This window comes from Micromonospora lacuserhaii (genome assembly GCF_036902735.1).
GTDB lineage: Bacteria > Actinomycetota > Actinomycetes > Mycobacteriales > Micromonosporaceae > Micromonospora.
Window position 1 is genome coordinate 1 of record NZ_JBAKHO010000079.1, and the last position, 16,787, is coordinate 16,787.

The 16,787-nt window shown below is 73.6% G+C and carries 15 protein-coding genes and 1 pseudogene; 12 read left to right on the forward strand and 4 right to left on the reverse strand.

Annotated elements, in window-relative coordinates:
* Window positions 1-256: 256 nt before the first annotated feature.
* The 8 genes from egtA to V6U81_RS27480 all read left to right on the forward strand — a co-directional run bounded on the left by egtA (window position 257) and on the right by V6U81_RS27480 (window position 6,435).
* A complete protein-coding gene (gene egtA, locus V6U81_RS27445) occupies window positions 257-1,492 on the forward strand; it encodes an ergothioneine biosynthesis glutamate--cysteine ligase EgtA (RefSeq protein WP_334493712.1) in 1,236 nt (411 codons plus the stop codon).
* Window positions 1,489-2,826 (forward strand): ergothioneine biosynthesis protein EgtB, encoded by a 1,338-nt coding sequence (egtB, locus tag V6U81_RS27450; RefSeq protein ID WP_334493716.1) that lies wholly within the window; start codon window positions 1,489-1,491, stop codon window positions 2,824-2,826. The genes egtA and egtB overlap by 4 nt, the downstream gene beginning before the upstream one ends.
* A 16-nt stretch (window positions 2,827-2,842) precedes the next feature.
* Window positions 2,843-3,646 (forward strand): ergothioneine biosynthesis protein EgtC, encoded by an 804-nt coding sequence (gene egtC, locus V6U81_RS27455; protein ID WP_334493719.1) that lies wholly within the window; start codon window positions 2,843-2,845, stop codon window positions 3,644-3,646.
* Window positions 3,647-3,705: 59 nt separating this feature from the next.
* Window positions 3,706-4,671 carry an L-histidine N(alpha)-methyltransferase gene (gene egtD, locus V6U81_RS27460; RefSeq protein ID WP_334493722.1) on the forward strand — a complete coding sequence of 322 codons (966 nt, stop codon included), beginning with the start codon at window positions 3,706-3,708 and terminating at the stop codon, window positions 4,669-4,671.
* 258 nt (window positions 4,672-4,929) lie between these two features.
* A complete protein-coding gene (locus tag V6U81_RS27465; RefSeq protein ID WP_334493725.1) occupies window positions 4,930-5,517 on the forward strand; it encodes a TMEM165/GDT1 family protein in 588 nt (195 codons plus the stop codon).
* A 41-nt stretch (window positions 5,518-5,558) separates the two neighbouring features.
* Window positions 5,559-5,921, forward strand: a complete 363-nt coding sequence (locus V6U81_RS27470; RefSeq protein ID WP_334493727.1) for a DUF1622 domain-containing protein — start codon at window positions 5,559-5,561, stop codon at window positions 5,919-5,921.
* Window positions 5,918-6,217 carry a hypothetical protein gene (locus V6U81_RS27475; RefSeq protein ID WP_334493730.1) on the forward strand — a complete coding sequence of 100 codons (300 nt, stop codon included), beginning with the start codon at window positions 5,918-5,920 and terminating at the stop codon, window positions 6,215-6,217. Before V6U81_RS27470 ends, V6U81_RS27475 begins: the two co-directional genes overlap by 4 nt.
* A gap of 14 nt (window positions 6,218-6,231) precedes the next feature.
* A complete protein-coding gene (locus tag V6U81_RS27480) occupies window positions 6,232-6,435 on the forward strand; it encodes a hypothetical protein (RefSeq protein WP_334493733.1) in 204 nt (67 codons plus the stop codon).
* Window positions 6,436-6,496: 61 nt separating this feature from the next.
* Here V6U81_RS27480 and V6U81_RS29265 read toward each other — a convergent pair.
* Window positions 6,497-7,650: pseudogene (locus V6U81_RS29265) on the reverse strand (polysaccharide biosynthesis protein).
* A 770-nt stretch (window positions 7,651-8,420) separates the two neighbouring features.
* On the opposite strand from V6U81_RS29265, the gene V6U81_RS27495 reads away from it, so the two are divergent.
* A complete protein-coding gene (locus tag V6U81_RS27495; RefSeq protein ID WP_334493742.1) occupies window positions 8,421-9,881 on the forward strand; it encodes a tyrosine-protein kinase domain-containing protein in 1,461 nt (486 codons plus the stop codon).
* Here the strand turns inward: V6U81_RS27495 and V6U81_RS27500 are convergent.
* Window positions 9,862-10,416, reverse strand: coding sequence for an arsenate reductase/protein-tyrosine-phosphatase family protein (locus V6U81_RS27500; RefSeq protein WP_334493744.1), 555 nt, complete (start codon window positions 10,414-10,416; stop codon window positions 9,862-9,864). The two genes, V6U81_RS27495 and V6U81_RS27500, sit on opposite strands and share 20 nt — an antisense overlap.
* Window positions 10,417-10,572: 156 nt before the next feature.
* Between V6U81_RS27500 and V6U81_RS27505 the strand changes: the two genes are divergently transcribed.
* Both V6U81_RS27505 and V6U81_RS27510 read left to right on the forward strand, forming a co-directional pair.
* Window positions 10,573-11,814, forward strand: coding sequence for a glycosyltransferase family 4 protein (locus tag V6U81_RS27505; protein ID WP_334493747.1), 1,242 nt, complete (start codon window positions 10,573-10,575; stop codon window positions 11,812-11,814).
* 178 nt (window positions 11,815-11,992) lie between these two features.
* On the forward strand, window positions 11,993-12,694 hold the full coding sequence (locus tag V6U81_RS27510) for a hypothetical protein (RefSeq protein WP_334493749.1): 702 nt from the start codon (window positions 11,993-11,995) through the stop codon (window positions 12,692-12,694).
* 129 nt (window positions 12,695-12,823) lie between these two features.
* Here the strand turns inward: V6U81_RS27510 and V6U81_RS27515 are convergent, their stop codons facing one another.
* Together V6U81_RS27515 and gdhA are read right to left on the reverse strand one after the other, a co-directional pair.
* A complete protein-coding gene (locus tag V6U81_RS27515; RefSeq protein WP_334493751.1) occupies window positions 12,824-14,197 on the reverse strand; it encodes a hypothetical protein in 1,374 nt (457 codons plus the stop codon).
* A gap of 162 nt (window positions 14,198-14,359) precedes the next feature.
* Window positions 14,360-15,697: an NADP-specific glutamate dehydrogenase gene (gdhA, locus tag V6U81_RS27520; protein WP_334493754.1), complete on the reverse strand. Its 1,338-nt coding sequence runs from the start codon at window positions 15,695-15,697 to the stop codon at window positions 14,360-14,362.
* A gap of 134 nt (window positions 15,698-15,831) precedes the next feature.
* Here gdhA and V6U81_RS27525 point away from each other — a divergent pair, with 134 nt between their 5' ends.
* Complete coding sequence (locus V6U81_RS27525) at window positions 15,832-16,149, forward strand: MazG-like family protein (protein ID WP_334493756.1); 318 nt, start codon at window positions 15,832-15,834, stop codon at window positions 16,147-16,149.
* Window positions 16,150-16,787 lie beyond the last annotated feature (638 nt).

Here is a 16,787-nt window from a genome sequence, read left to right on the forward strand (position 1 = left end):
GGCCCGGCCCACCCCCGCCGGGCCCGCCGCCGTCGTGCCGACCCCCGCCGCCGCCGTGCCGACCCCCGCCGCGCCGACGCCGGACGCCCGTACCAGCAGGAAGCGTTAGTCGAAAAGTCTTCACAGAAATTTCTTCCCTTCGCGCCCGGCGGACCCCGTCTGATAGACAGAGGATGGGACTGCGGGGGCCCGGCCGGGAGCGGCCGACACCACCGTGGCGGTGCGTCGGATCCCAGCGTCGGGAGGGGGCCTTCTCGTGGTGACGTCGCCTGAGCTGGACCGGACGATCGTCCTCGGGGATGAGGCCGCCGCGGAGGGCCACCTGGCCCGGATCTGCTTCAAGACCGGGCCACCGGTCTTCACCGGCGTCGAACTGGAATGGACCGTGCACGACGCCGCCGACCCCGCTCGACCGGTGGACCGGGAGCGGCTGCGGGCGGCGCTGGGGCCGTACAGCCCCGTGACACTGGACCCCGCGAGTCCGGCCCGACCGCTCCGGCACGGTGGCACCGTGACCGTGGAGCCCGGGGGACAGGTGGAGGTCTCCACCCCGCCGCGACCCTCCGTCGCCGCGCTCATCTCGGCCACCGAGGCCGACATCGCCGAACTGACCCTCCTGCTGGATCGCGCCGGGCTGGTGCTCGGCCGCACCGGCATCGACCCGTGGCGGCCCCCCCGACCCGTCGTCGAGACCCCGCGCTACCGGGCCATGCGCTGCGTCTTCGACCGTCGCGGGGCCGCCGGCCGGACGATGATGTACAGCACCGCCGGGCTCCAGGTCTGCCTCGACGCGGGGGAGCCGGCCGAGCTCGCCGCCCGTTGGGCCGCCGTACACGCGATCGGGCCACCGCTGCTGGCCGCCTTCGCCACCGCCGACCGGCACGCCGGGCGGCGCACCGGTTGGGCGTCCGCGCGGATGGCCGCCTGGCTGGGCATCGACCCGGCCCGGACGCGGCCGGTCTGGTCGCCGTACCGGGCGGAGGAGGACCCGGTCGCCGCCTGGACCCGGTACGTCCTCGCCGCGCCGCTGCTCTGTCTGCGCCACGACGGTCCGGACTGGACGCCGCCGGAGGGGGTCACCTTCGCCGACTGGCTCGCCGGCGCGCTGCCCCACCCGCCCACCACGGACGACCTGGAATACCACGTCAGCACCCTGTTCCCGCCGGTGCGCCCGCGCGGCTACCTGGAGATCCGCTACCTGGACGCGCAGCCCGGTCGGGACTGGACGGTCCCGCTCGCCGTGCTGACCGCGCTGCTCACCGGGGCGGAGACCGTCCGGGCGGCCCGGGCGGTCGGCGAGCCGGTGGCCGACCGCTGGCACGCCGCGGCCCGCCACGGGCTGGCCGATCCGTCGCTGGCCGCCGCCGCGGCCGACCTGCTCGACCTGGCGCTGGCGGCGCTGCCCGGGCTGGAGCTGCCGGGGCACACCCACGAGGAGACGAGCAGACACATCCGGCGGCGACGCACCGCCGCGGAGAGGGGACACCGGTGACCGGTACGACCACCGAACGGCTCGGCGCCGAGCAGCTACGCAGCCGGATCGCCGCGGAGCTGGAGCGCACCCGCGCCCGGACCACGCTGCTGACCGACGCGGTCGACGAGGACGACCTGATGCGCCAGCACTCGCCGCTGATGTCCCCGCTGGTCTGGGACCTCGCCCACGTGGGCAACCAGGAGGAGCTCTGGCTGGTCCGCGACGTGGGCGGGCGCGAGCCGGTCCGGCACGACATCGACGACCTCTACGACGCGTTCAAACAACCTCGCCGGGACCGACCCGCGCTGCCCCTGCTGCCGCCGGCCGAGGCGCGGGCCTACCTCACCACCGTCCGGGACAAGGTCCACGACCTGCTGGACCGGGTGCCGTTCACCGACCGTCCGCTGCTGGTCGACGGGTTCGCCTTCGGGATGATCGTCCAGCACGAGCAGCAGCACGACGAGACCATGCTCGCCACCCACCAGCTGCGCTCCGGCCCGGCGGTGCTGAACGCGCCCCCGCCGCCCGAACCGGTGGCCCGGGTCGGCGGCGAGGTGCTGGTGCCGGCCGGCCCGTTCACCATGGGCACCGACACCGACCCGTGGGCGCTGGACAACGAGCGCCCGGCGCATGTCGTCGACCTGCCGGCGTACGTCATCGACGCGGCCCCGGTCACCAACGGCGCCTACCGGCAGTTCATCGCCGCCGGCGGGTACGACGACCCGCGCTGGTGGAGCGCGGCGGGATGGCGGCACCGCGCGGAGGCGGGGCTGACCGCGCCGATGCACTGGCGTCGGGACGGCGACGGCTGGGCGTACCGGCGGTTCGGCCGCTGGTCGCCGGTACGCGACGACGAGCCGGTGGTGCACGTCTGCTGGTACGAGGCGGAGGCCTTCGCGGCGTGGGCGGGCAAGCGGCTGCCCACCGAGGCGGAGTGGGAGAAGGCGGCCCGCTGGGACCCGGCGACCGGCCGGTCCCGGCGCTACCCCTGGGGCGACGAGGACCCGACCACCGCCCACGCCAACCTGGGGCAGCGGCATCTGTGGCCGGCGCCGGTGGGGGCGTACCCGGCGGGGGCCTCGCCACTCGGCGTGCACCAGCTGATCGGCGACGTCTGGGAGTGGACCTCGACCACCTTCCACGGCCATCCCGGGTTCACCGCCTTCCCCTACCGGGAGTACTCCGAGGTCTTCTTCGGCGACGACTACCGGGTGCTGCGCGGCGGCTCGTTCGGCACCGACCGGTCGGCCTGCCGGGGCACCTTCCGCAACTGGGACTACCCGATCCGGCGGCAGATCTTCAGCGGCTTCCGCTGCGCCCGCGACGCCCGGGCCGAGGAGGCGCACGGGTGAGCGGGGAGGCTCGCTGATGTGCCGCCACCTGGCCTACCTCGGACCGCCGGTCACCCTGGGCGCGTTGCTGTTCGACCCGCCGTACTCGCTGGCGCGGCAGTCCTGGGCGCCGCGCGACATGCGCGGCGGCGGGACGATCAACGCGGACGGTTTCGGGGTGGGCTGGTATCCCGCCGAGCCGACCCCCGGGCAGCGGCGCGAGCCGGGCCCGGCCACCAGCGCGTCCCGGGGCGCCGGCGAGCCGGTCCGCTACCGGCGGGCCACGCCGCTCTGGAGTGATCCGGCGCTGCCTCAGCTGGCGGCCGTGACCAGCAGCGGGGCGGTGCTGGCCGCGGTCCGGTCGGCCACGGTCGGCATGCCGGTGACGGAGACCGCCGCGGCGCCCTTCGCCGAGGGGCGCTGGCTGTTCAGCCACAACGGGGTGGTCCGCGGCTGGCCCGACTCGACCGTCCCGTTGGCCGCCCGGCTGCCGGTCCGGGACCTGCTCACCCTGGACGCTCCGACCGACGCGGCGCTGCTCTGGGCGTTGGTCCGGGACCGGCTGCGCGCCGGGGCCGACCCGGCCACGGCGATCGCCGCGACCACGGCCGAGGTCGAAGCGGCCGCGCCCGGGTCGCGGCTGAACCTGCTGCTGACCGACGGGCGGACCGTGGTGGCCACCACCGCCGGCCACGCCCTGTCGCTGCGGGTGATGCCGGAGGCGGTGCTGGTGGCCTCGGAACCGCTCGACGACGACCCGGCCTGGCGGTCGGTGCCGGACGGCCAGCTGGTGGTGGGGACCTCGGCGGGGGTGCGGACGCACTCCCTGGTGAAGGCGTGAGCCGCACAAGTTTTCGCGGGTGGAAGACAGGGATGTTCGCCGACGGAAAGGGACACCTCATGAGCGCGGAGCCACTGGAGATCTACCTGGAGGAGCAGGACCTCGGCCGGGGGCTGCGGAAGGACGTACGGGCCGGGTTGACCGACGATCGGAAGTGGTTGCCACCGAAGTGGTTGTACGACGCCCGGGGCAGCGAGCTGTTCGAGGAGATCACCAGGCTGCCGGAGTACTACCCGACCCGGGCCGAGCGGGCGGTGCTGGCCGAGCGGGCGGCGGACATCGCCGCGGTGACCGGGGCGAAGACCCTGATCGAGCTGGGCTCCGGCTCGTCGGAGAAGACCCGGCTGCTGCTGGACGCCTTCACCCGGCGCGGCGGGCTGGGCACCTTCGTCCCGCTGGACGTCTCGGTCAGCGCGCTGCGGCAGTCCACCGAGCAGATCGCCACCGACTACCCGGGGCTGCGGGTCCGGGGCATCGTCGGGGACTTCACCCACCAGCTCGACCGGCTGCCCACCGGTGGCCGACGGCTGGTGATCTTCCTCGGCGGCACCATCGGCAACCTGCTGCCGGAGGAGCGGGCCGACTTCCTGACCGCGATGCGGGCCGCGCTGGAGGCGGGGGACTGGCTGCTGATCGGCACCGACCTGGTCAAGGATCCGGCGGTGACGGTGCCGGCGTACGACGACGCGGCCGGGGTCACCGCCGAGTTCAACCGCAACGTGCTCCGGGTGGTCAACCGGGAACTGGGCGCGGACTTCGACCCGGAGGCCTTCACCCACGTGGCGCTCTGGAACCCGGACCGGGAGTGGATCGAGATGCGGCTGCGGGCGACCCGCCCGATGCGGGTGCACGTGCTGGACCTGGAGGTCGACTTCGCCGAGGGCGAGGAGCTGCGCACGGAGGTGTCGGCGAAGTTCCGGCCGGAGGGGATCGCGGCCGAGCTGGCGGCGGCCGGCTTCACCCGGGAGGAGTTCTGGACCGACCCGGACGGGCTGTTCGGGGTGAGCCTGGCCCGGGCGGACTGACCGCGCCGCCCGACCGGTCCGGCGGCGCCGCGCCGCGGTGACCCCGTTCACCCGACGCCGCGGGCGCCGGGCCGGTCGGCTAGGCTGGCTGGCGCGAAGGGGAGTAGCCCCCAATGTCGTGGTCGACACACTGGCGCGTTCCGCGCCCGGCCACGCGGCCCCGCCGACGGCGGGGCGGGCGAGACCTTCGACTCAGGCTGTTGCAGCCGGGTCGAGGGCGCCCCTGTACCTCCTCCCGGCGTGATCGGGAAGGTTCTCATGGACGGTTTTCTTGCCGCGCTGGTGATCAGCTTCGGCGTCATCTTCGTCGCCGAACTGGGCGACAAGTCCCAGCTCATGGCGCTGACGTTCGCCACCCGGTTCAAGCCGGTGCCGGTGCTCATCGGCATCACGATCGCCACCGCGATCGTGCACCTGGCGTCGGTGGCGATCGGGTACGGGCTGAACGCGGCGCTGCCGACCGGCTGGATCTCGCTGATCGCGGGTCTGGCGTTCCTCGGCTTCGGCGCGTGGACCCTGCGCGGCGACAAGCTCACCGAGGAGGAGAAGCGCAAGGCGGAGAAGACCGGCAAGTCGGCCGTCATCGCCGTCGGCGTCGCGTTCTTCCTCGCCGAGCTGGGCGACAAGACGATGCTCGCCACCATCACCCTGGCCACCAAGTACGGCTGGTTCGGCACCTGGCTCGGCTCGACGCTGGGCATGGTCGCCGCCGACGCCCTCGCCATCCTGGTCGGCCGGCTGCTCGGCCGGCACCTGCCGGAGAAGGCCATCCGGTACGGCGCCGCGGTGCTCTTCGCCATCTGTGGCCTCTGGCTGGTCCTGGAGGCCGTCCAGGAGCTCACCTGACCGTGCCGACTAGTGGCGTCGGGGGCGGGTAACGCTCCCCGGTGACGCTGGACGAACTTCTCCGCCACGGCGACCAGGTAGCCGTCGCCGTGGTGGAGACGGCCGGCGCGGTGGTCATCTTCGTCGGCGCGCTCTGGGCGGCGCTGCGGTTCGTGGTCGAGGGGCTGCGGCATCGCAGTGCCGCCGCCTTCACCCCGATCCGGCTCTCGCTGGGCCGCTTCCTCACCCTGGGCCTGGAGTTCCAGCTCGCCGCAGACATCCTGCGTACCGCGGTCTCTCCCACGTTCGTCCAGCTGGGGCAGCTGGCGGCCACCGCCACCATCCGAACCGCGCTGAACTTCTTCCTGCGCCGCGAGATCGCCCAGGAGCAGCGGCAGGTGCCGGACGCCGGGCGGCCCGGATGACCGCCCTCGCCGCCGCCGTGCTGACCGGGGCGGCGCTGCTGGCGGCGGCCGTCGTGCTGGTCACCAGCGGTTCCTGGCGTACCGCCCTGCGCGTGCTGCTGGACCTGCTGCTCGCCGTCGGGCTGCTGCGCCTGGCCTCCGGCCGCAGTTGGACGGCGCTGGCGACGGCGGCCGCGATCATCCTGCTGCGCCAGCTGCTCTGGGCGGGGCTGTCGGCGCCGACGACTGGGACCGCCGCCCTGCGGGTACGACGATCACCGGCTACGGTCAGCGGCAATACGACAAACGGCACATAACGGGAGGAAACCTCATGAGCAGGCATGACGAGCCGAACGAGTACGGCTTCGCCGGCGAGAGCACCGCCCCCGAGCCCCCGGCCGGCGGCCGGGCGGACGAGCAGGACCGGGCCGAGGCGGTGGCGGTCCCGGGCGACGACTTCACCGAGCCGTACGCCGAGGCGTTGCAGGAGACCGAGGAGACCGACGAGGAACGGGCCGCCGACCGCCGGCGCTGAGCGGGTGACGGGCGCGCACCCCCGCCGGCCGGCGGGGGTGCGCGATGATCCTGGCGGGGGCTCAGCGCTGGCCGGGTAGCGCGCTGATCCGCGTCGCGGGCTCCTCGCAGAGCACGGCCATCCGCTTGATCAGCTCGTCGGGGTCGGCGTAGGGGTCCAGGCCACGGACCTCCTCCGGCGCGAGCGCCGGCACCCGGACGTGTGAGATGAGCGGGTGCAGCGGGCGGCTGTCGACCTCGTCGGCGCCGAAGAGGTCCTCGTGCAGCTTCTCTCCGGGGCGCAGGCCGGTGAAGACGATCCCGGTGGGGGTGTGCGCCTCGGCGGCCAGCCGCCGTGCCACGTCGGCGATGCGGACCGGCTCACCCATGTCGAGCACCAGCGCCTCGCCGCCCCGGCCGACGGTTGCCGCCTGGAGCACCAGGTGGACCGCCTCCTGCACGGTCATGAGGTACCGGGTCACGTTCGGTGCGTGACGGTGATCGGCAGGCCGGCCTCCACCTGCGCCTGGAAGGCGGTGAGGACCGACCCCCGACTGCTCAGCACGTTGCCGAAGCGCACACTCAGGAAGGCCCCGTCGAGCCGCTCCGCGTAGTGGGCCGTGAGCCGCTCGGTGACCCGCTTGCTGTAGCCCAGCACACTGGCCGGGTTGGCCGCCTTGTCGGTGGAGATGTTGACGAACTCGGCCACGTCGCGGCAGGCCTCCAGGACGTTCAGCGTCCCGTACACATTGGTCTTGATCGCCTCGCCCGGATGGCGTTGCAGCAGCGTCAGGTGCTTGAGGGCGGCGGCGTGGAACACGATGTCCGGCTGCCGCTCGGCGATGACGCGGGCGATCTGCTCGGCGTCGCGGATGTCGGCCAGGACCAGCTCCGGGCCGTCCAGCAGGGCCCGGCCGTGCAGGGACATCTGCAGCGCGTGCAGCGCCGACTCGTCCCGGTCCAGCATCATCAGCTCGCCCGGATCGCAGCGGGCGATCTGTCGGCACAGCTCGGAGCCGATCGACCCGCCGGCGCCGGTCACCAGTACTCGGCGACCGGTCAGGCCGCTGCGCTCCACAGCGAGTTCGGCCACCCGCTGGGCCCGACCGAGCAGGTCGGTGATCTGGAGGTCGCGTACGTCGGTGGCGGTCACCGGCCGGGCCAGCAGTTCGCGGACCGGCGGCAGCACCTTGAAGGCCGCGCCGGCCCGCAACGTCCGGCTGCGCACGTCGCGCATCAGCGCCGCGTCGGCGCCGTCGATCGAGAAGATCACGGTGGTGGCCCGGTGCGGCGGACCGCCTCCTCGAGCTGCTCCCGGCCGCCGAGCACCCGCAGCCCCTCCAGGCGCAGGCCCCGCTTGTCCGGGTCGTCGTCGAGCAGTTCCGGTGCCAGCGGTAGGCCGCCCGTCCGCCGGCCATCAGCAGCAGGGCGACCGCGCCCCCGGTCACCGGGACGCTCGCCGGCACGGGACGCGCGGTCAGCGGGCCCAGCGCGACCACCATCACGGCGCTGGCCAGGATGGCGGTGGCGGCCAGGTCGCGGGCCTCGCCGACGCTGCCGATTGGGTGCCGCCCCCGGGCGGTCGAGCGCACCTGCTCGATGGAGGTGTGCACCACGGCGCAGACCAGCGCGGTGGCCACCGCGAGCGCGCACTGCCGGGGGGTGAGCCCGAATTCGTACCGTGCCCAGGGCGCGATCAGAAGGCCGGCGCACCACGCGCCCGCGTCGAGCGTTAGCAGAGAGAGGGCCTTCGCGAGTCGGGTGACCCAGTCACCTCGCGCGATGAAGGGGTGCCGGCCGGGCGGGCTTCGTGGTCCATGGGTTGTCCTCTGCGATTTGTTCCAGGATTGCGAGGAATCGGCTCTGCTACGAAGTTCGATCGTCTACATTCGTTTCGTCGCTTCATCACCTATTCGGGTCGGTTAGATACTGACACGCCGCATACGGACTTTAGGGGGATTTCGTGCAGTTTCAACGGCTAGCCGTCCCGGCGGAACGGAGGGCGTGATGGACGTTCGGACCTGCCTTCGCCTGGTCCGCCGACACTGGTGGATCGTCCTGGTCACGCTCATGCTGGCGGTCGGCTCGGCGGCGCTGATCACCGTCCGCACGCCGCCCCGGTACGTCGCCTCGGTGACCTACTTCGTCACCACCCCGAGCCAGGGGGTCACCGACGCGTACGAGGGCAGCCTCTTCCTCCAGCAGCGCGTCAAGTCGTACGCCGACCTGCTGCACAGCGACCGCCTGGCGCAGAGCGTGGTCGCCGACAACACGATCGGCCTCACCGCGGACGACGTGCAGCGTCGGGTCGCCACCTCGACCGAGACCGGAACCGTCCTGCTGCGCGCCACCGTCACCGACACCGACCAGACCCGGGCGCTGAAGGTCACCGAGGCGCTCTCGGCGAAGTTCGTCGAGTTGGTACAGAAGGTCGAGACCACCGGCGACGGCAAGCCGTCTCCGATCAAGATCGAGGTTGTCGGCGGCCCACGGGTCAGTGCCGACCCGGTCGCGCCCCGGCCCATCCGCAACCTGATCCTCGGCGGCGTGATCGGCCTGCTGCTCGGCGCCGCGCTGGCCGTGCTCCGCGGCATGGTCGACGTGCGGCTGCGCGACGCCGCCGGCCTCCAGCGGGTCACCGGCAGCCCGCTGCTCGGCGAGATTCCCTTCGATGCGGGTGCCAAGGCCGCCCCGCTGATCGTCGGCGATGCCGCCACCTCGGTCCGTGCCGAGGCGGTCCGGAAGCTGCGTACCAACCTGCGCTTCGTGGACGTCCACGAGCCGGCCCGGGTCATCGCCGTCACCAGCGCGCTGCAGGGCGAGGGGAAGACCACGCTCTCCTGCAACCTGGCGATCGCCCTGGCCGAGGCCGGGTGGCGGGTGCTGCTGGTCGACGCCGACCTGCGCCGCCCGAAGGTGGCCGACTACCTCGGGCTCGACGGCGGCGTGGGCCTGACCGACGTGCTGGTCGGCGACGTGCAGGTGGGCGACGTGGTGCAGCGCTGGGGCGAGAAGTCGATGCTGGTGCTCCCGAGCGGCTCGGCCCCGCCGAACCCGAGCGAGCTGCTCGGCTCCAAGGCGATGGCCGACCTGCTGCTCGCCCTGCGGGAGTCCGCCGACATTGTGGTGATCGACACCGCCCCGCTGCTCGCCGTCACCGACGGTGTGGTGGTGGCCGTGCAGGCCGACGGAGCTCTCCTGGTCACCCAGCAGGGGCGGACCTCGCGGACCCAGGTGGCCGCGGCGGCCCGGTCGCTGCACTCGGTCTCGGTACGCCTGCTCGGCTGCGTGCTCAACATGACCAAGGTGGCCAAGGCCGACAAGTACCAGTACGAGGCCTACCGGATCGCCAACACCCGGACGCCGTCGATTCCCGCCGAGCGGACGCCGGCCGCGCGCCGGGGCGAGCACGGCGGGTTCGACGGCGTCGGTGACCGGACGCAGGAACTCAGCCGGTTGCCCCGATGAGCGCCAGCACCGGTCGCATCGACCGTTCGATCTCCTCGGCGCAGCGCCGGAAGTCGGCGGGCGTGCCACCGACGGGGTCCCGCAGGTCGTCCGCGTCCCCGGGGGCGGGTTGCAGCCGCCCCCGGGCGCGGGCGGCCGCCCGCACGGCCGCCCGCAGCGGCGCGTCGACCGGCTCCGCCGGTGGGTCGGCGGCCGCCGCGAGCCGGGCGAACTGGCGTAGCGTGAAGGTCCGGTGCAGCACGCCCGGGGCGAGCGCGGTGCAGGCCGAGCGCTGCCCCCGGGTCGCGGTCAGCACCAGGGTCGCCTCGGCGAGCTGCTCCGGGCGCAGCTCGCGGCTGACGAAGGCGGCCGGGTCGGCGCCGGTCTCCGCGGCGATCTCCGCCGCGTACGGGTGCATCGGGCGGCCGGGCACGGCGTGGGTGCCGGCGCTGGCCACCGCGATCGGCCGGTCGCCGAGCAGGCGCCGGGCGATGTACTCGGCCATCGGTGACCGGCACATGTTGGCATGGCACACGATGAGTACCCGATCGGCCATCACGGTCCCTTTCGTCGTCGGGGTCGCGGGAGGGGGCGCCGCGACGGCGGTGTTCCAGCAGTCGCGGCCGGACGCGGAGGGGGTGCCGGCATCCTATGTGCCGGCGGGCCCCGCCCGCCCCGGTGCCGCGCCGATCCGCAGGACGGGGACACGACGATGAGGATCGGGATCCTGTCGTACCACTTTCCACCGGAGCCGGCCTTCATCCCGGGCAGCCTCGCGGAGGAACTGGCCCGGCGTGGGCACGAGGTCCGGGTGCTCACCGGCTTCCCGGACTACCCGGGCGGGCACGTCTATCCGGGGTGGCGGCAGCGGTGGCGGCACCTGACCCACAGCGAGCGGCTGACCGTGCGCCGGGTGCCGCGCTACGCCGGCGGCGACGGCTCCACCGGCGCGCGGATGGCCAGCTACCTCTCCTTCGCGGGCAGCGCCGCGGTGGCCGGGCGCCGCTACCTGGCCGATGTGGACGTGCTCTACGTCTTCCAGCTCCCGGCGACGACCTTCGCCACCGCCGGCCTGTCGCGACTGCTCGGCCAGGTGCCGACGGTGCTGCACGTGCAGGACCTCTGGGCCGAGGAGGAGGGCACGGGCCCCGAGCGACGGGGCTGGCCCGGTCGGATGGCGACCACCATGCACCGGATGCACCGGGAGGCCGACGCGATCGCGGTCACCGCGCCGTCCATGCGGGACCTGGTCCTCGCCGACGGGGCGGACCCGGAGCGGGTCCGGGTGGTGCTCAACTGGACCGACGAACGGATCTTCCAGCCGGCGCGGCCGAGCCGGGCCGCCCAGCAGCTGATCCGACGCGACGGGCGGTGTGTGGTGATGCACGCCGGCACCATCGGCGTACGGCAGGGGCTGGAGACGGCCGTCCGCGCGGCGGCGGCCCTCGAGGGCCGGATGGACCTGGTGCTGGTCGGGTCGGGTGCGGAGGAGAGGCGGGTGCGGGGGCTCGCCGCCGAGCTGCACGCGGAGAACGTCCGCTTCGTGGAACGCCGCTCGCCGGTCGACATGCCCGACCTCTACGCCGCCGCCGACTACCAGCTGGTGATGTTGCGCGACCTTCCGGAGCTGCGGGGCACCGTCCCCGGCAAGCTCCAGGCCGCCCTGGCCTGCGCCTCCCCGGTGGTCGCCGCGGCGGGCGGTGACACCGTCGAGCTGGTGGAGCGGGCCCGGGCCGGTCTGTCCTGCCCGCCCGAGGACTGGGCCACGCTGGCCGACCGGTTCTGGCTGGCGTCCACCATCCCGGCGGCGGCCCGGGCCGAGATGGGTCGCCGCGGCCGGGAGATCTACCAGCGGGAGATGTCCCTGCACGCCGGCGTGGACCGGATCGAGCGGTTGCTGAGCGACGTGGCGACCGGTCGGCAGCGGGTCCGGTCGCCCGAACGAACTTCCTGAAAGGGACTATCCGCTCTCCGGGTACGAATAACGGCACCTGACGCCAGTTCGTCGTGGTAAGAAAACGATGAATGGTCATTAGTGTCCGTTTTCGGAGCGGAGTAGTGGTGTGGCGGAGAGCCGAATCTCGCGTCGTAGCCGGACGGGACGGCGGCGGCGAAACAGGATCCGTCGCGCCTTGCTCGCCGGCCTGGTCGTCGCGGCGCTGTTGCTGTCGGGGGGCGGCTGGGTCGCCTTCCGGGGCTGGCAGGCCCGCGCCCATCTGCTGAACGCCGCCGGGTTGGCCCGGGAACTCAGCGCGCAGGTGGTCGGTGGCGACATCGAGCGGGCCCGGCGCACCCTGGCCGCGCTCCATGAGCAGGCCGGCTCGGCCCGCGACGACACCGGGGACCCGGCCTGGTGGCTGGGGCAGCGGACGCCGTACGCCGGCGACGACCTGACCGCCGTACGCCAGATCGCGGTGGCCATCGACGACCTGGCCCGCCGGGCCTTCCCGGTGCTGCTGCACACGGACCTGGCCACGCTGGTACCCCGGGACGGGCGGCTGGACGTGGCCCGGCTGCGTACCCTCGCCGCCGAGCTGGGCACGGCGGACACCGCGGTGCGCACGGCCCGGACCAGCCTGAACGCCGTGCCGACCGGGAACCTGGTGACCCAGGTCCGCACCGCCCTGGTCGGCCTGCGCGACGAGATCGACCGGCTGGCCGGCCTGACCGGCGCGGCGGACCAGGGCGCCCGGCTGCTCCCGGCGCTGCTCGGCGCGGAGGGGCCGCGCCGCTACCTGCTGAAGGTGGGCGGCGGTCTGGTCGGCGCTGGCGCGGTCCTGATGCTGGGCGCGTTCGCCTGGCGGCGTCGCGACCGGTTCGGTATGACCCGCTGACCCGGCGCCCCGGGCAGTGCCCGGAACGAGGGAACGGACGCCCGTCGGACCCAGGTCCGGCGGGCGTCCGCCCGCGTCCACGTCCGGACGCGCCGACCCGCCGGGGCGTTCCGGCGGGTCGGCGGGCCGTCAGGGGCAGGCCGGGTAGAGCCGGCGGGTGCCGGTGCCGGCGGCGTACGCGGCCCGGTCGCTGAACCGGCAGCCGAAGTCCGGCGCGGCCACCACCTTCGGGTCGGTCACCGCATCGCCGGCCGGGCGGTGACCGGTGCGTACCCAGGAGACCAGGTCGTCCCAGGCGGCGCCGGCCTCGGCCGAGCTGAACTCACAGTGCTGGGTGGCCCGTACCGCCCGCTGGACGACCAGCCGGCTGCGGCCGTGCCGCGCGGCGTCGCGGGCGTACGCCTGCTCCATCGAGAACGGCACGAAGAGGTCACCGAGGTCGTGCAGGCTCAGCACCGGCGCGGTGGGCCGCCCGGCGATCCGCGGCACCTCGGTCAGCGTCGGCGACAGCCGCTGCCACAGGTTCTCCGGAGCCACCCGCTGCACGGTCGCGTTGACGTCCACCGGGCTGTTCGGGGTGTAGCGGGTGAGCAGGTTGGTGGCGAGCTGCCCCGGCCGCTGGGCCGGGGAGGTCCCGCCGTTGGTGGTGCTGATCGCGAAGAGGAAGTCCTTCCAGACCGCGAAGGACGCCGCCGCGCCCGGCCGCGGGCCGCCGGAGCGGTTGACGGTGATCTCCCGCAGCTGCTTGCCGAGGTCGTTGGTGGTGTCCGGCCCGGTCGGGGTCAGCCCGGCGAGGCCGAGCGCGACCTGGATCCGCGGCACCGCGTTGCTCAGGTAGTCCGGTGGCGTCGGGTACGCCCGGACGCCCGCGAGCGCCTGGGCGACCAGGTTGTAGTCCAGGTAGAAGTCGAGCAGCTCGTGGTCGCCGAGGACCCCGCACATGGGAAACCCGCCGGCGTAGTGGCCGGGGTACTGCTCCAGCGACCGGCCGATGATGTAGCCGCCCATCGACACCCCGGTCAGGTACGTCCGCTTGGGACGCTGGACCGTGCTGGCGAAGAGGTCGCTGAGCTCCCGGGTGCTGACCACGCCGGAACGGATGTCGAAGCCGTTGGTGGTGTACGACGACGCGGCCCAGGCGTACCCCTGGTCGAGCAGGCGCTGGCGCAGCCCGAAGCCGGGCGGCTCCGGGGAGAGCACGGTGGTCTGGCCACGGTAGCCGTGCGCCCACAGGACCAGCTCGCCGTTCCAGTTCGCCGGGGTCTCGATGATGTAGCCGGCGTGCCGGTGCACGCCCTGGCGCACAGTGCTGGGGGAGCCGCCGACGACCAGCGGGGCGAGCGGCGGGTTGCTGATGGTGTAGCCGGGCAACGGCTGCGAGTCGTCGCCGTCGCGGCCGGCGGCGGCGGCCGGGGCCGCGCCGGCGAGCCCGACGGCGAGGGCCAGTGCCGCGCCGGTGGCGAAGAGGCGGCGGAGGGGACGGGTGGAGGAGGACAGCTTCATCGCTCTCCCGGGGACGGTGCCGCCCATCTGGGGCGGCCGGGCGGGACGGTGCCTACCGACCGGTAGCCAACCGAAGCTAGGCCCGCCGGTCGAGCGGTGTCAATGCCCTGCTGACCGAACGGTCAGCCGATTCCGACTGACCGCCCGGTCAGGGCGTCCGGCTCAGACCAGACCGTGCGCCAGCATCGCCTCGGCCACCCGGCGGAAGCCGTTGATGTTGGCGCCCGCGACGTAGTCACCCAGCAGGCCGTGCTCCTCCGCGGTGGCCCAGCAGCGCGCGTGGATGTCCCGCATGGTCTCCCGCAGCCGCTGCTCCGACTGGGCGAAGGTCCACGAGTCCCGGCTGGCGTTCTGCTGCATCTCCAGCGCGCTCACCGCCACCCCGCCCGCGTTGGCCGCCTTGCCCGGCGCGAAGCGCACCCCGGCCCGCCCGAGGATGCGTACCGCCTCCGGGGTGGTGGGCATGTTCGCCCCCTCCACCACCGCCACGCAGCCGCCGGCCACCAGGGCCGCCGCCTCCGCGCCGCCGATCTCGTTCTGCGTCGCGCAGGGCAGGGCCAGGTCGCAGGGAACCTCCCAGACGGTACGACCGGAGACCGCCACCGCGTGCGGCACGTGCCGGACGTAGTCGTCGAGCCGGGCCCGGCGCTCCTCCTTCAGCTCGCGCAGCAGCGTCAGGTCGATGCCCTTCTCGTCCAGCACGTAGCCGTCCGAATCGGAGCACGCCACCACCGTGCCGCCGAGCTGGTGCACCTTCTCGATCGCGTACGTCGCCACGTTGCCGGAGCCGGAGACCACCACCCGCTTGCCGTCCAGGCTGTCCCCGGTCTGCTTGAGCATCTCCTCGGCGAAGAAGACAGCGCCGTACCCGGTCGCCTCGGTGCGCACCTGCGCGCCCCCGTACGACAGGCCCTTGCCGGTCAGCACCCCCGACTCGTACCGGTTGGTGATCCGCTTGTACTGGCCGAACAGATAGCCGATCTCCCGCCCACCGACCCCGATGTCCCCGGCCGGCACGTCGGTCTGCTCGCCGATGTGCCGGTACAGCTCGGTCATGAAACTCTGGCAGAAGCGCATCACCTCCCGGTCCGAGCGGCCCTTCGGGTCGAAGTCCGCGCCGCCCTTGCCGCCGCCGATCGGCAGCCCGGTCAGCGCGTTCTTGAAGATCTGCTCGAAGCCGAGGAACTTGACGATCCCGAGGTAGACCGACGGGTGGAAGCGCAGGCCGCCCTTGAACGGGCCCAGGGCGCTGTTGAACTCCACCCGGAAGCCCCGGTTGACCCGGACCCGGCCGTGGTCGTCCTCCCAGGGCACCCGGAAGATCACCTGCCGCTCCGGCTCGCAGATCCGCTCGATGATCCGGGCCCGCGCGTACTCGGGGTGACGGGCCAGGGCGGGGCCGATGCTCTCCAGCACCTCCCGTACCGCCTGGTGGAACTCCGGTTCCCCGGGGTTGCGGCTGACCACACTGGCGAACACCGACTCGACGGCCTCCGGCATCACCGACACGTCCCTTCCAGGTAGGTGGCGGCCTCGTCGCCGCCACCGGGCCGACGTGGTGCGCCGACCGCCCCGGGGTACGGATCGTCACCCCCGTCCGGTTCACTGGTCGACCGTCCGGTTCACTGGTCGACGTGGACGAGTTGATCTGGGATGCGGCCCGGGCCGCCCGCGGGTGGCTGGACGCCGCGAACGGCACCGACCGGGCCGAGCTGACCTGCCGCATCCTCAAGCTCACCGAGGAGGCCGGCGAGGTCGCCGGCGCGTGGATCGGCATGGTCGGGCAGAACCCGCGCAAGGGCGTCACGCACACCCGGGAGGACGTGGCCGCCGAGCTGGCCGACGTCGTCTTCACCGCCCTCGTCGCCATCGAGAGCCTGGGCCTGGACGCCCGGTCCGCCGTCTCCGCCTGCGCGACAAAGGTCCAGGCACGCATCGCCCCGACCCCCTAGCCCCCGCCCGGCCGCCAACCCCCTCTCCTGATCGTTGATCAGAAGGTTTGGGCACGCTGTGACGCCCGATGAGTGCGCAAACTTCTTGATCAACGGGGTGGTGGTGGCGGTTCCGGGGCCAACCGCGGGTGGGTTGGCGGGATAACTGGCGGGGGTGGGTCGGTTGTCCGGTCTGGGGCCTATGAGCTGGGTCCGCCCTGTGCATGCCGGTTCGCGTCTGCTGTCCGGCGCGGCGGTGTCCCGGCTTCGCCGGGTGCCGGGTATGCGCCGGCCTGGCCTTGAGGTCCCGTGACCGGCGGCACTCTGAGCCTGGAATCGTGGCCGGCCCGCCGTCGTTACATATCCCGTACGACCGCAGTAGCAGCCCCTCCCGGCCTGCCCGGATGGATGCGGTGGCCCCGGAATGACGGCGGGCCCGCGGTCGTTACATCCTCTGCACGACCGCAGTAGCAGCCCCTCCGGCCTGGCCGGGTGGATGGCGAGGCCCCGGAATGATGGTGGGCAGGCGGTCGTTGCACATGGTCCCGGCGCCCGAGCCCCCCGGCTTGTGAAGCCTGCCGGACCTTGAGACTTTCCCCCCTTGCTTTTGAGCGCCCCTGTTCGTGGTGCTTGCCCCACGCGCTGACCCCCCTTGGCGC

Excerpts from the sequence above, each read along its gene's own strand:
- egtC (WP_334493719.1), top strand. The coding sequence starts at position 2,843 with ATGTGCCGCCACCTGGCCTACCTCGGACCGCCGGTCACCCTGGGCGCG.
- egtD (WP_334493722.1), top strand. The coding sequence starts at position 3,706 with ATGAGCGCGGAGCCACTGGAGATCTACCTGGAGGAGCAGGACCTCGGC.
- V6U81_RS27465 (WP_334493725.1), top strand. The coding sequence starts at position 4,930 with ATGGACGGTTTTCTTGCCGCGCTGGTGATCAGCTTCGGCGTCATCTTC.
- V6U81_RS27475 (WP_334493730.1), top strand. The coding sequence starts at position 5,918 with ATGACCGCCCTCGCCGCCGCCGTGCTGACCGGGGCGGCGCTGCTGGCG.
- V6U81_RS27480 (WP_334493733.1), top strand. The coding sequence starts at position 6,232 with ATGAGCAGGCATGACGAGCCGAACGAGTACGGCTTCGCCGGCGAGAGC.
- V6U81_RS27495 (WP_334493742.1), top strand. The coding sequence starts at position 8,421 with ATGGACGTTCGGACCTGCCTTCGCCTGGTCCGCCGACACTGGTGGATC.
- V6U81_RS27500 (WP_334493744.1), bottom strand. The coding sequence starts at position 10,416 with ATGGCCGATCGGGTACTCATCGTGTGCCATGCCAACATGTGCCGGTCA.
- V6U81_RS27505 (WP_334493747.1), top strand. The coding sequence starts at position 10,573 with ATGAGGATCGGGATCCTGTCGTACCACTTTCCACCGGAGCCGGCCTTC.
- V6U81_RS27515 (WP_334493751.1), bottom strand. The coding sequence starts at position 14,197 with ATGAAGCTGTCCTCCTCCACCCGTCCCCTCCGCCGCCTCTTCGCCACC.
- gdhA (WP_334493754.1), bottom strand. The coding sequence starts at position 15,697 with ATGCCGGAGGCCGTCGAGTCGGTGTTCGCCAGTGTGGTCAGCCGCAAC.